The organism is Vibrio aestuarianus (genome assembly GCF_028858425.1).
GTDB classification, from domain to species: Bacteria; Pseudomonadota; Gammaproteobacteria; order Enterobacterales; family Vibrionaceae; genus Vibrio; species Vibrio aestuarianus.
On record NZ_JAKNYQ010000002.1, the window covers coordinates 302,338 to 315,441 of the forward strand.

At 41.5% G+C, this 13,104-nt stretch carries 10 protein-coding genes; 4 read left to right on the top strand and 6 right to left on the bottom strand.

All coding sequences use genetic code 11. The features are described 5' to 3' along the window. Positions 1 to 71: 71 nt before the first annotated feature. Together MCT08_RS14970 and MCT08_RS14975 are read right to left on the bottom strand one after the other, a co-directional pair. Entirely contained in the window at positions 72 to 1,400 is a 1,329-nt protein-coding gene (locus MCT08_RS14970) for an anaerobic C4-dicarboxylate transporter (RefSeq protein WP_053310466.1), read from the bottom strand. Positions 1,401 to 1,657: 257 nt separating this feature from the next. Continuing rightward, positions 1,658 to 2,104: a GNAT family N-acetyltransferase gene (locus MCT08_RS14975; protein ID WP_274678769.1), complete on the bottom strand. Its 447-nt coding sequence runs from the start codon at positions 2,102 to 2,104 to the stop codon at positions 1,658 to 1,660. 278 nt (positions 2,105 to 2,382) lie between these two features. Here MCT08_RS14975 and MCT08_RS14980 point away from each other — a divergent pair, with 278 nt between their 5' ends. After that, positions 2,383 to 3,216, top strand: coding sequence for a DUF6279 family lipoprotein (locus tag MCT08_RS14980; protein ID WP_274678770.1), 834 nt, complete (start codon positions 2,383 to 2,385; stop codon positions 3,214 to 3,216). An 8-nt stretch (positions 3,217 to 3,224) separates the two neighbouring features. Here MCT08_RS14980 and yjeH read toward each other — a convergent pair whose 3' ends face one another. Further along, on the bottom strand, positions 3,225 to 4,487 hold the full coding sequence (gene yjeH, locus MCT08_RS14985; RefSeq protein ID WP_274678771.1) for an L-methionine/branched-chain amino acid transporter: 1,263 nt from the start codon (positions 4,485 to 4,487) through the stop codon (positions 3,225 to 3,227). A 394-nt stretch (positions 4,488 to 4,881) separates the two neighbouring features. Here yjeH and MCT08_RS14990 point away from each other — a divergent pair, with 394 nt between their 5' ends. Continuing rightward, on the top strand, positions 4,882 to 5,496 hold the full coding sequence (locus MCT08_RS14990; protein ID WP_168524483.1) for a LysE family translocator: 615 nt from the start codon (positions 4,882 to 4,884) through the stop codon (positions 5,494 to 5,496). 70 nt (positions 5,497 to 5,566) lie between these two features. Here the strand turns inward: MCT08_RS14990 and MCT08_RS14995 are convergent, their stop codons facing one another. Together MCT08_RS14995 and MCT08_RS15000 are read right to left on the bottom strand one after the other, a co-directional pair. After that, on the bottom strand, positions 5,567 to 5,785 hold the full coding sequence (locus tag MCT08_RS14995) for a hypothetical protein (RefSeq protein WP_053310470.1): 219 nt from the start codon (positions 5,783 to 5,785) through the stop codon (positions 5,567 to 5,569). A 159-nt stretch (positions 5,786 to 5,944) separates the two neighbouring features. Beyond that, positions 5,945 to 7,387, bottom strand: a complete 1,443-nt coding sequence (locus MCT08_RS15000) for a glyceraldehyde-3-phosphate dehydrogenase (RefSeq protein ID WP_261927019.1) — start codon at positions 7,385 to 7,387, stop codon at positions 5,945 to 5,947. A 545-nt stretch (positions 7,388 to 7,932) separates the two neighbouring features. On the opposite strand from MCT08_RS15000, the gene MCT08_RS15005 reads away from it, so the two are divergent. Further along, positions 7,933 to 10,599 carry a hybrid sensor histidine kinase/response regulator gene (locus MCT08_RS15005; protein WP_425609359.1) on the top strand — a complete coding sequence of 889 codons (2,667 nt, stop codon included), beginning with the start codon at positions 7,933 to 7,935 and terminating at the stop codon, positions 10,597 to 10,599. Here MCT08_RS15005 and MCT08_RS15010 read toward each other — a convergent pair. After that, positions 10,542 to 12,356 (bottom strand): putative bifunctional diguanylate cyclase/phosphodiesterase, encoded by a 1,815-nt coding sequence (locus MCT08_RS15010; RefSeq protein ID WP_274679074.1) that lies wholly within the window; start codon positions 12,354 to 12,356, stop codon positions 10,542 to 10,544. The two genes, MCT08_RS15005 and MCT08_RS15010, sit on opposite strands and share 58 nt — an antisense overlap. A gap of 277 nt (positions 12,357 to 12,633) precedes the next feature. On the opposite strand from MCT08_RS15010, the gene MCT08_RS15015 reads away from it, so the two are divergent. Then, the gene (locus tag MCT08_RS15015; RefSeq protein WP_274678774.1) at positions 12,634 to 13,053 is read left to right on the top strand and encodes a hypothetical protein; all 420 of its coding nucleotides are present in this window, start codon (positions 12,634 to 12,636) and stop codon (positions 13,051 to 13,053) included. Positions 13,054 to 13,104: the final 51 nt, after the last annotated feature.

Here is a 13,104-nt window from a genome sequence, read left to right on the forward strand (position 1 = left end):
GGCTTAGTTGTTTGCGCTTTGATTTTACTTTGAATAAACCCCAGAACTTCATCAGTCTGGGGTTTATTTTTTTAGCCGATAATCATTTGGCCTAAAACGTAGCCTAAGCAACAAGCACTAACAACACCAATGAGACCTACTGCCATAAACGAGTGGTTGAAGTAGTACTTACCAATTTTAGTGGTGCCAGTATTATCAAAGTTTACCGTAGCGATATCTGAAGGGTAGTTAGGGATAAAGAAGTAGCCGTAGAGCGCAGGCATCAAACCTACCAATAACGCTGGCTCTAGACCCAAACCTAAACCGACAGGTAGCATCATAACCGCAACCGCAGCTTGTGAGTTCACCACAACAGAAACGATGAACAGAGCAAGAGCAAACGTCCAGTGATAATCGGTGACCATCTCAACAATGCCTGATTTAAATTGTGGCATGGCATATTGGAAGTATGTGTCTGACATCCATGCGATACCAAAAATAGCAATCGCAGCAACCATTCCAGATTTAAACACCACACCATTTGGTACATTGCGTGGGTCAGTTTTAGTCGCCAAAAGAATGATACCGCCAAAACAGAGCATCATCATTTGGATAACCACAGCCATACTGATGGGTTTGCTGCCTTCAACGACAGTGCGGATCTCAGGCACCATAGCGAGAACAACAATTGATAAAATAGCACCGATAAAAATCAGCACGGAATTACGCGCCGCAGACGGTAGAGACTCATTCAGCGTAGTGGCTGTCGTGTTTTGAATTTTCTCTTTCCATACAGGATCTTGTAAGCGTTGTTGATACTCAGGATCATCATCCAACTCTTTGCCACGACGTAGGCTGTAGAGTGACATCAGTAAAGTACCAAATAAAGTTGCAGGTACAGTGACTAACAGAATAGAGAACAGGGTAATGTCGTGCTGAATGTCAGATAGTTGAGCTAGGTAAAACACAACAGCGGCTGATATAGGAGAAGCCGTGATCGCAATTTGCGAAGCAACCGAGGCCGCTGCCATTGGGCGTTCAGGACGAATACCGTTTTTCAGTGCTACATCACCAATGATTGGCATGATGGAATAAACGGCATGACCAGTTCCCAACATAAAGGTCATTGCATAGGTGACAAATGGTGCAATTAACGTGACGTTTTTAGGGTTTTTACGTAGCAAGCGTTCAGCAACTTGCAGCATGTATTTTAATCCTCCCGCGGCTTCTAAAATTGAAGCACAAGTCACCACCGCAAGAATAATCAGCATGACGGTGATAGGTGGGGAAGTGGGCGGCATTTTGAATATGAAAACTTCAATAACCAAACCGATGCCAGAAATAACACCGAGTCCGATGCCGCCGTAGCGCGAACCAATATAAAGCATTAACAGGAGGAACAGGAATTCCACATACAACATATAAATATTCCCTATAACAAACATTGAATAGAACGATTGTCTAATGATCACTAGGAAAAAGATCAAACCTTGTTCACACAACCTTTAGCCGCAAAAATGAAAAGATATTAATCAGAGCATGCTCACGCATTTTATTCACTAAGTAATCAATATGTGTGAATAAATGTAGTGATATTGTTGTATCAGATTGTGTTTGGTGTGAATGGTAGGCCTAGCTTTAGGTGATAGCAGCCCATTAATTTGCTTTGTGCATCTATTTAATTCGTGAATGATGGCGCAAATTGCATATGTACGAACACGTCATCGGTTTCATAATCTATAAATCCAAACCGTTTATACAGTTCTCCAACACGGTTTCCTTGTCGGTAGCAGAGCTTACAAGGGGAGTGAGTTTGCTGAGAAACCTTGATGATGGTTTGTAGAATTTGACTACCAATTCCCATACCTTGAAATACAGGAAGAATAAAAAAGCGTGAAAAAAATAAAGTGTCGTGTTTGCTTTCGAGTAAATAAGTCCCGATAGGTTTGCCATCCAGACAGATGATGGTTGGAAGCCCAGAGTTCCACTCTTGACGGTGTAGCTCTTGTTGTAGCTCTTCATCCCAGCCAAAAACAGCGGTAATGGCATCCATTTCAGCCACTTTTTTCAGCTCAAAAGTAAATTGATAATCTTCGCTTGTTGCCGAGCGGTAGGTAATATTCATGATTTTCACTTTTTGCGGTATCTCTTGTCTAATTGAAGCAACTGCGATGTTGACTACACCCGTTCACTTCAATCACATTGTTTATCTATGCTCATGGGGATGAATACACTTGTTGCTCACCTGCACTTCAAGTTGTTTGGGTATGCATTTTATTTAGTTATCTAACCTTAAAAATAGCAGTCCTTAGCTGATAGTGGCATTCATTTTCGTTGGATATTGAACCTCATGCTATATTTTTACGTACAGGCTATTAGGGCGAGTGATTAAAGGACGATTAAATGCGCACATGGATAGTGATGGGCTTAAGTTTAGCTTTGCTCGTTGGATGTGGAACTAAATTTGTCTACCATAACCTTGACTGGTTTGTGATTGATTATATTGAAGATTATGTTGATTTGACCAAGGAGCAAAAAACAATATTGAGTGAGCGTATTGTTAATATTAGTCAATGGCATAAGCAGCAAGAGATCCCCCTTTATGTCCAGCAGCTTGATAAATTATCACAAATAACCCCACGCACGATGACTGTAGAACTCTTTCATGAACAAGAGGTAGAGATGAGAGCACATTATCATCGTTTGCTGCAAAAAATTGAGCCTGATATCTACTCACTTGCACAGCAGCTTAGCGATCAGCAAGTGAAAACATTAATGCTAGGTTTGGAAAAAAAACATAATAAGTATGCAGATCGTTACCAGGGATTAACGGATACTGAAATCCATGGGAAATACAAAAGTCGTATTGAAGAAAGAGTCGAAGACTGGTTAGGTGACTTACAACCAGCCCAACAGCAATTAGTGCAGCAATGGGCGGATAGCATGCAGATTACCGCTTATGATTGGATCAACTATCAAGCTCAAATTCGAACCGAGGTAGAAGTTTTGCTCAATCAGCGTGATGAACTCAGTCTCTTTCTTCCGCGTTTAAATCGACTATTGTTTGAGCCTGAAAGTTATTACTCGCCAGTACTTGCTAGTAAGGTGGAATACAATCATGCCTTATCAGAGCGGTATTTAGTGCAAATTATTCAGCTAAGTAATGATCGCCAGATACAACATTTTCAGAATGAGGTTGCCGATTGGAAAAAAATTCTGATCGATCTTCAATCTTAATAGAATCACTAAAGCTCTGTTTTAGGCTGTTGTCGTTTCACCAACTTGCTCCAAGGCAATGACAGCAGAATAAAAATACTGAGCGCGTAAAGCATTGACCAACCAAGGCAAATGAAAACCGCGCTACACAGAACAAGCGAGATTGTTGCTAATACTTTATGGATGCCCGTTAACAATTTATACGCGGCAAACATCGCCAACAAATATACCAGTACAAAAATGCCATTCGCGAGTTTTAGAAAAAATTCTAAGTCTAGTCCTGACAGTTCTCCGAGTAGGCATGACGCCAATAATACTCCGCCAACGGCAAGCGTTGCGTTTGCTGGTACCCCTCGAATCGATATTCTTGCAATGGCACTTTTAGGTCGGTATTCCCTTGCTTGAGCCCAAACCATACGAGACAAACTTTGTGTGTATAAATTGATACTGGCGAAGCAAGCAAAAAAACCAACAATACTGATAAGGGTGGCAAGACCAGAACCAAAGATGTGGTCACTTAACCAAGGGATAGATGTACTATCAAATTCAGGGCTGCCAAATGCCTCGAACTTCAGAATCACCACTGAGCAAGCCCAATAAGTGGCTCCGGCAACAAAACAACCAACAATAATTGCTATCGGGAAATCGCGTTGTGGATTTTTGAACTCTTCGCCCATGTGGGCAAAAGCTTCAATACCAACAAAGCACCAAAACATTACGCCAAGAGCGGCACCTATCGGCCAAATACTTTCTGCATCAAGAGGCGGCATAGTTAAATCCGTATAGCCTACATTTCCAACCCAGAGTAAAGCACCGACTAAGGTAAAAATACTCAACGCGATAATGGTTTGCAGACTGCCCGAGGATTTTGTGCCAGCAAGATTAACCGCCACCAAAAGCAATACGGTCAGTGTTTGTGCAATCATTGAAGAGTTGAGTGGTTCAGGAAGTAATTGCTGTGCAAAACCTGCCGCTAATGCTACTGCTGCAGGAACGCCAACCGGAATCACGCTGACAAAGAGCCAAGCGACTGAGCGTTCAAGTTTTGCATTAAAGGCTTTGCGCACAAAGTAGGCAGTACCACCGGCATTAGGGTAGCGTTTACCGAGTGCTGCGAAAGTTAATGCAATAGGGCAGATAGCAACAAAAAGCAGCAGCCACGCCCAGAGCGATAAGTGCCCTGCAATACCAGCGGCAATCGCTGGGATCATAAATAACCCTGTGCCCATTAATGTGGTGGAGAGTTGCCCTATCCCAGACAATAAAGTGATGTCCTGTTTTAACTCGCTCACGGCTTCCGTTCCTGAATAAAGTTATGTACTGCAGAATACTCTGAAGCGAAGTTGGATGCATTAAACAAAATTGAGAAATATTGCCGCTCAGAGTGCTTAAGGCCGTCATTTGACCACAACACCACTTTTTTCCCCGGAGTTAAGGTTAAGCGGTGGTTAATTTCAATCAGTTGTGTCAAATTACTATGCGATCAATGAGATAGTGACGGAGAGGTTACTCATTCTCTATCGATATACCTTTCCTACTTGAAGTTACAGCAGTGCTAGCTACCTTCGCTTACCCCAATCACATAGTTATCTATGCGATAGGGGATGAATTCACTGGCCGCCTAGCTGTAACTGCAAGTTGTTTGGAGAAAATGAATTTTTAATAGGATCAAATAGCGAGACAAGCATGACAATTACTGTGTGGTTATCACTTTTTACGATTTGTATTTTAGGGGCTATGTCTCCAGGCCCAAGTTTAGCGATGGTAGCTAAACACAGTCTTGCTGGCGGGCGAAAAAATGGTTTCGCTACCGCATGGGCTCACGCGTTTGGTATTGGAGTTTATGCTTTTATTACCCTGATTGGCCTTGCGGTTGTGCTGCATCAATCCCCCTTGGTGTTTAAAACCATCAGTTATGCGGGTGCCCTTTATTTGGCATATTTAGGTTTTAACGCACTGCGATCAAAAGGTGGTGTGGCGGCTAAGTTGGAGTCAGGCGAAACAGTGAGCGTGTGGCAGTCAGCGAAAGAAGGGTTACTTATTTCACTTTTGAGCCCTAAAATTGCCTTGTTTTTTATTGCCTTGTTCAGTCAGTTTGTTGCGGTAGGAGACGGGATAACCAGCAAAGTGATTATCGTGTTAACGCCCTTTGTGGTGGATGGGCTTTGGTACACATTTATTACCTTTATTCTTTCCAGCCCAAGGCTTCTAGATAAGCTTCGTGCACGTGCGGTGCTGATTGATAGATTGTCAGGGATTGTACTTATTCTGTTAGCGATACGGGTCATTATGACAGTGTAAAGTATCGACATGCAAAAGGGAGCAATAAATTGCTCCCTTTTTAATATGGCCTATGGAACTACTTTACGTGTTAATGGCTTTGATGAGAATGCTTTGTTGTGACGTCTTCATATTCACCGTCTATGACGTTACTGCGTCTTTGATAGAACGAGTGACCTTTCAATTGTTTCTCTAAACGTTTACCCGTGATGATGGCTGCAATAGTCAGAGGGATCGCCAATATTAGGCTGAAAATCAAAGCAAAAAAGCCAGTAATTAGCGTCAATGCTGTGATGAGAAATCTGTTCATAATGTATACCTCTTTCTTAGTTGTGATCAGGTTAACTTAGTCAAGATGAATCAAACATGAACAAAAAAAAACCACCCGGTTACGGGTGGTAATTAGAGATCTTATGCAGTGGTTATTATGTTGTGGAGTTGTTATGACGTTCAAGTGTTTGAGCTGATGTTAAGCAAAAGTGGCGGGATAAGTGTTATAACGCACGCCCATCATTTGTTCCATGCAATGGACAACTTGACCGCTATAGCCGAATTCATTGTCGTACCAAATGTAGAGCACACAGCGATTATCTTGTGCGATGGTTGCCGCACCATCAACCACTCCTGCATGACGAGAACCCACCAAATCACTTGAAACAATTTCGGTGGAATCGGTGTAATCGATTTGCGCGGAAAGTGGAGAATTAAGAGCCATTTCTCTGAGATAAGTATTGAGTTCTTCTTTATCAGTACCTTTCTCTAAGTTTAGGTTCGCAACTGCCATTGAAACATTCGGAGTCGGAACCCGAATCGCGTTCCCTGTCAGTTTTCCTGCTAATTCTGGTAAGGCTTTCGCTACCGCTTTAGCCGCACCTGTTGATGTTAATACCATATTCAGTGACGCGCTGCGTCCACGGCGTTCACCAGAATGGAAATTATCAATCAAGTTTTGGTCATTGGTAAATGAGTGAACGGTTTCAATGTGTCCGGAAATAACTCCAAATTTATCATTAATGGCTTTGAGCACCGGTGTAATGGCATTCGTGGTACAGCTTGCAGCCGAGATAATGGTATCTTCTGGCTGAATAATCGCCTGATTAACGCCAAACACGATATTTTTAATGTCCCCTTTGCCGGGCGCTGTGAGTAGTACTTTACTTGCGCCATTGCACGCGACATGCTGACTAAGTCCTTCGCTGTCGCGCCAGACTCCCGTATTATCGACGATCAGCGCCTCATGAATGCCATAATCGGTGTAGTCTATTTCTTCTGGTTTGTTGGCGTAGATAATTTGAATATAGTTCCCATTAGCAATAATGGCTTTACGCTCTTCATCAACCACAATACTGCCATTGAATTGTCCATGAACGGAGTCACGTCGTAACAAGCTTGCTCGCTTCTCTAAGTCCCCTTTTTTACCACCGCGAACCACAATCGCTCTAAGTCGTAATGGGTAACCTGGGCCACTTTTTTCGATCAGCAAACGTGTCAATAAGCGCCCAATACGACCAAAACCATACAGTACAACGTCTTTAGGTGCTGCCAACTTCTCACCCGTTAACGCACTATGAAGTGCCGTGAGTAGGTAATCATTCAGTCCATGCTCATCGTCATGGTGTTGCCAAAATTGATGAGCTAGTTGGCCAATATCAATACGACATGGTGATAAAGTCATTTGCGTTAATTGCTGTAGAATCGGCATGGTTTGAACTGGAGATAGGAATTCACCAGTGTAGCGACGCGCGATTCGATGAGCCTTGATGATATCGATGGTGGTGGCGTTGATGAGCGTTTTACCAAATAGGATAATTTCAACTCCCTGTTGGCGGTAGAGTTGGCCGATAAGAGGTGACATTGATTCTGCAATGGTTTGACTTACTTGCCAGTCGAGGAGGTGTTTCTCTGGACTCATGTTTGTTGGGACCTTTCACGTTATATTGAGCTTGAATGTTCACGGTGTAGGGCCGTGAACGTGTATCACACACCATTTAAACGGAGTTTGGATACGAGGAAAACTATTGTTGTTTTTATGTGGCGGAATTGTAAATGCACATTGGTTATTCTGCTAGGAAAAATAATGGCGACATTTACTACTAAAAAACATCGAGACAGCAGGGTATCTAACCCTATTTGGGCCGTTTTTATGCCTCTTGACAATTTTCAAGTTGCCTCCTTATTTTGTGACGATAACGTATTAAGTCGCATATTTTTGCCTGCCCGATTTAATCTCTTTCAATAAAATGAGTTCAAGGTCAATTTATCACCGCAAAAAGTAAACGTTATTTTCAAATAACGTTTACTTTTTCCTTATCACATACATGCAGTGGAAATTAAAAATTCTGAATTAAATAATAATGTCGCTATCAAAGACATTTTACTTTTTAGGGATAAGTAAGCAGGAAATTGCATAGAATGGCGTCTATCATTTAATCATCCATCAAGCCATCGCTTTCAAGGATGATAATAATGGCATTGTTATCTCAACTTTCGATTAAGGCACGACTAATGATGCTGTGCTTGATTCCGGCACTGGTCATAGCGGCCATTGCTTTAGGCCTCTTCATTCAGTCTGATGCACGTCTGCATACGTATGAGGTACTTAATCAAAAAGTTGAGTCATTAAATCAAACGACCAAAAGTGCTAACTTACTTTACCAGGCGTTGAGCGCAGAACTGCGCTCGGAAAGCAATGATCAAGACTTAGATGAGTTCAAGCGAGCCTTAGCAGAGGTGCGCAAAAATATTAGTGTTGATCAGCATCAGACTCATGGTACAAGTGATCGCGTCAAGATAGAAAATATCATCAATCAGTTGAGTCAAGTTGTAGACACCATTCCGAATGCCACAAAAAATGAAGTGTTCGAGATAGGCAATAGTGGGTTTACTTTGATAGGCCAATTGATGGCTGAATTACAAAAAACCAACAGTTTGACCGCACCTTTTGATATTCACTCATTAGACCTAATTTATAGTGATTTACATTGGTTTTCGTTTTGGATGCAAAAGGAAGCTTGGCTAATTCAGCAATTTGCTGTTGTTGGTTCTCTTGCTAGAAATTTACAAATTGAATATTTGCAAGTTGCTGAGCGTCAGCAGCAATATTTAGAGAATCTGTTGGATTCAGGTGAAAGTAGTTATCAACTTGAACCATTCGCGATTTTGTTTACTCAAGCGAAATTTCGACAAGGCGCTTTAATTCGAGACAACATTATTCGTAATGAAATTAACCCACAGCAATGGCCGTTGTATGTTGCAAATGCTGAAGGTCGGTATATTGCTGTAAGGACACATCTGCAAGGGGTGACTGCGAATTTCTCCATGCTACTTGCGCAACAAGTTAAGCAAGAAAAAATTCGAATGCTTGTGATGTATGCTGTGGCTATTCTGGTGCTGATTTTTCTCTATATTTTAGGTGCTAGCACTTATTATCGCGTGACATCGAAATTAAGCCATATTCTGAATACGATGAGGCGATTATCTCAGCAGCAAGATAAAATAGAGCAAATCTCCGTTGAAGGTAATGATGAGTTCGCTCACTTTACAAGAAATCTCAACCAGATTATCCAACAACAACAACAGTACGAAATTGCGTTGCTTGAAACCAAAGAAGCGGCAATTGCGGCTAACCGTGCAAAAAGTGCATTTCTTGCCAATATGTCTCACGAGATACGAACGCCACTCAATGGCATTATCGGTATGACTGAGATGCTTTCACGTAGTGACCTCAAAGTGAAAGAGCGTGAAATTTTGTCGGATATAGACACTTCTTCACAAACTTTGCTGATTCTGATCAATGATATTTTAGACTTATCGAAAATTGAGTCAGGCAATTTGGAACTTGCTCCGCACCGTTTTGAGCTGGCTGAGATGGTTTATGACACTGTTCATTTAGTCAACGCGAAAGCGCTCAGCCAGCATGTTGAATTGAATATAAATTTAGATCCAGCATTGCCACGTATTGTCGTTGCAGATGAATATCGTATAAAGCAGATATTGATGAATTTACTATCTAATGCGGTTAAATTCACTAACGATGGTTATGTGAATACTGAGCTGACTTTCCAGGCTGGAGAACAGCCATCAATACGTTTTGTTGTATCGGATACTGGTAAAGGCATTGATAAAGAGATGCTAGAAACCATTTTTGAACCATTTACTCAAGAAGACCATACAATTACGCGCCGTTTTGGCGGGACAGGTCTTGGTCTGGCTATTTGTCGTCAATTACTCGATTTAATGAATGGCCGTATTAGTGTTCAGTCAACCAAAAGTCTAGGGAGCAGTTTTGAGTTTGTCGTGCCAGTTGAAGTTCCGTTAGAGCAACCACAGACTGAATTGTTGGCAACCCATGTTTTACTTGTAACCAATGCATCCAACTATTCGGCGGCAATAAAACGTGATTGTGTGCGAATCGGTGTCGAATTCAGTGAGGTCAAAAATGCAGAAGAAGCGTTGCACGTTAAGTTACCTGTTTCATGTGTTTTATACTGTCAAACGCTTACCGCTAGTCTCCAGTCAGATCTTATTGATCTGCATGATCAATTTCCTAGAGTCAAAGTTCTTGTGCTACAGCATCATCTATTCATCAATCAAGATTTTGTAAGATTCGCACAGCCAATGCTGACTTTACCATTTTTAGGCTCGCGGTTTGAAAGGGCAATGCGTGAGCTATTAGTGGCTTCGGTATGGGAGAGTGAGAAAGATTTGTTATCGGCAAGGGCTGATTCAATCATTGAAAACGGGAAGCGAATCTTGATCGTGGAAGATAATTTAATGAATCAAAAAATAGCCAGTTTCTTTCTTGAAAAAGCCGGACTAGATTATATGGTGGCGAATAATGGACAAGAAGCACTGGATGCGATCACACAAGGTGGTCAATTCTGTGCCGTGCTTATGGACTGTATAATGCCAGTGATGGATGGTCTAACAGCGACCAAAAAAATTCGCCAATGGGAACAAGAACAAGGTAAGAATAAGCTGCCCATCATTGCTTTAACCGCCAGTGTACTTGAAGAAGATATTAAGAATTGTTTTGACGCAGGGATGGATGCCTATCTACCTAAACCTTATAAATCTAAGCAACTATTTGATATCTTTAGTGAGTTGAATGTTGCCGAATACTGAAGAAGTAGTTTGGAAAATTGTTTCGCAGGAATCGGTTTGGAAAACAAATATCCTTGGTAGTTGTCACAACCTTCAGTATTTAATAGTGAGAGCTGTTGTTCCGTTTCGACGCCTTCTGCGGTGACTTGCTTACCAATATTATGACCAAGCTGAATAATGGTTTTTACAATCATGTGATCATTGTGGTTATCTACACAGTCGTCAACAAACGACTTATCAATTTTCAATACGTCTACGGGAAGTTGCTTTAGATAGTTGAGTGAAGAATAAGCAACGCCAAAATCGTCGATGGCAACGGAAACGCCCAATTTACGCAGCGCATTACAAGTTTGCGCCACCTTATCTTTATGCTCCATTAAAGTCGTTTCTGTTATTTCTAATTGAAGTAAAGTTGGATCTAATTCATTGACCTTTAACGCTTCTGTGACGATATGAAAAATATCATCAAATACAAACTGAACCGCAGAAACATTGACTGATACACAAATTGGGTATCCTTGATCACTCCATTGCTTGGCTTGTTGACAGGCGGTTTGAATAATCCACTGTCCAATAGCAATGATTTGCTGGCTCTTTTCGGCGGTACCAATAAATTCAATTGGGGAAATCATTCCCAATTCAGGGTGTTGCCAACGGATTAATGCCTCCGCACCTTGTATACGATTGCTCTTGATGTTGATTTTGGGTTGGTAGTACAACAATAATTGGTTTTTTTCTATGGCGGAAATAAGCTCTCGTTCTATTTGATAATTGCGGATCGTCTCGTCAATTAACGCCTCGTCATACCACTGAATAGTATTTTTCCCCCGCGATTTAGCGCGGTATACGGCAATATCTGCATTTCTACACCAAATATCGACCGCATGAAGTGCGTCTTCTAATAATGCAATGCCAATACTAAATGTCATCGAGTATGATCGATTTCCCAACGAAAATTGTTGATTTGATATATCTTTCAATTGGTTAGCAGCATGCTCAGCGGTGTAACGAATATTGGTTCTATCTTTGATAATCATGGCAAATTCATCACCGCTAAGGCGATAGATATTTATTCGCTGAAAAGGTAGATCTTTTAAGCGGTTAGCAAACTCTATGAGCACGAGGTCGCCAAAGTGGTGACCTAGGTTGTCATTAATTTTCTTAAAATCGTCAAGGTCAAGCTGAATGAGTGCATAGCCGTTGCTGTATGGTGTTTCCTTAGCTATCTGTTGAAGATCTAAGGTAAATGCCTTTCTATTGGCTAATCCGGTTAAGAAATCGGTCAGACTATCCTGTTTATACTGAGTAATTTGACGTTGCCACTTTTGTTGGTAGTAAACCATGACGGTAGCGAAAATCGCAATGGTCATTAGTTCAATGGCATCTTCCCTAAATTCAATAAATTGCTCTGCAGGTAAGTTGTGCAGATAGCTGAATATCAGTAATACCGCAGAAAGTATTGGTAATAGTGAGCCTGGGAAAATGACGATGTAGCATAGCGGAATGAGAATAAATGTTTCTTCTATAGCATCGATATCAAGCGGTTCAATATAACTTCCGATCAAAATGGTGCTGATTGCAATTAGGCTGGTCAAACGTTTGACCAATGTTGAGGGGTGTAATCGAGCGATGACCATGGCGGTAGGAAACAAGAGGTAAATGTTTATGGCTGCACGATGTTCGGTGAGTAAAGTGAAGCTGATTGCGCTAACAGAAGCAAAATAGAACGCAGTGATAAGCAACGAGAAGGCTATTTTTTTATCAATTTTATTAAGCATTATCATATAAACTTCCGCGTTATCTAGCCAAACTAACGATTAATTTTAAGGTGAACGGGTTAGAACGATGGTGCTAGTGCAAACTTAGAGCTCACTTCAAAGCATTATGTTTAGAGTGTAGTTGCTGTATCTGTAACGCTTTGGAGATGCAGTCATTTAATTAAAATTATCTTGCCTATTCTCATTTTTGAATCATATATAACCGATAAGCTATTGACCTTGCCCCTAGGGGATACTTTAGTCTATTCAAGCTATTTAATACTAGAGTGATGTTGTTATGCAACAAGTAACGCATACAATTTGGTTTTCAGTGCTGATGGTCGTGGTTTTGATCACATCATCAATGGTGTCGAGTGCACCGTTGATGGCGATCACTATGGCAAAGATGCAATCTACCGAACAAGTATCGTCCTCTGGAATGCATAAAATGTCTCCCTGTCAGGAAGGCAACCTAGCAACGCTTCACCATGCTGACTCCTCTGAGATAGTAGAAGCGTCATCCGTGGTTAACTGTATCGATATGGCAATGGATGGCGTTCATTCTTGCTGTTCGGCCATGTGCGCAGCTGCGTTTGCTTTGTTCTCATTAGGTGGTACTCCTTTTGTCCCCCATGTTGATTTGCTTTTGATTCATTCAGAACCGTTTACCAGCACCATTACCGTTTCCCGTTCACTTTATCGCCCTCCCATCGCGTAATTTCATCTTATTGACGCTTTTTCCCTGCAGAAAACGCGTATTCATGCTGCC

What these genes read in the sequence shown, in the direction of transcription:
- MCT08_RS15015 (WP_274678774.1), top strand. Translation starts at nt 12,634, where the DNA reads ATGCAACAAGTAACGCATACAATTTGGTTTTCAGTGCTGATGGTCGTG.
- MCT08_RS14990 (WP_168524483.1), top strand. Translation starts at nt 4,882, where the DNA reads ATGACAATTACTGTGTGGTTATCACTTTTTACGATTTGTATTTTAGGG.
- MCT08_RS15005 (WP_425609359.1), top strand. Translation starts at nt 7,933, where the DNA reads ATGATAATAATGGCATTGTTATCTCAACTTTCGATTAAGGCACGACTA.
- MCT08_RS14995 (WP_053310470.1), bottom strand. Translation starts at nt 5,785, where the DNA reads ATGAACAGATTTCTCATCACAGCATTGACGCTAATTACTGGCTTTTTT.
- MCT08_RS14970 (WP_053310466.1), bottom strand. Translation starts at nt 1,400, where the DNA reads ATGTTGTATGTGGAATTCCTGTTCCTCCTGTTAATGCTTTATATTGGT.
- MCT08_RS14980 (WP_274678770.1), top strand. Translation starts at nt 2,383, where the DNA reads ATGCGCACATGGATAGTGATGGGCTTAAGTTTAGCTTTGCTCGTTGGA.
- MCT08_RS15010 (WP_274679074.1), bottom strand. Translation starts at nt 12,356, where the DNA reads ATGCTTAATAAAATTGATAAAAAAATAGCCTTCTCGTTGCTTATCACT.
- MCT08_RS14975 (WP_274678769.1), bottom strand. Translation starts at nt 2,104, where the DNA reads ATGAATATTACCTACCGCTCGGCAACAAGCGAAGATTATCAATTTACT.
- MCT08_RS15000 (WP_261927019.1), bottom strand. Translation starts at nt 7,387, where the DNA reads ATGAGTCCAGAGAAACACCTCCTCGACTGGCAAGTAAGTCAAACCATT.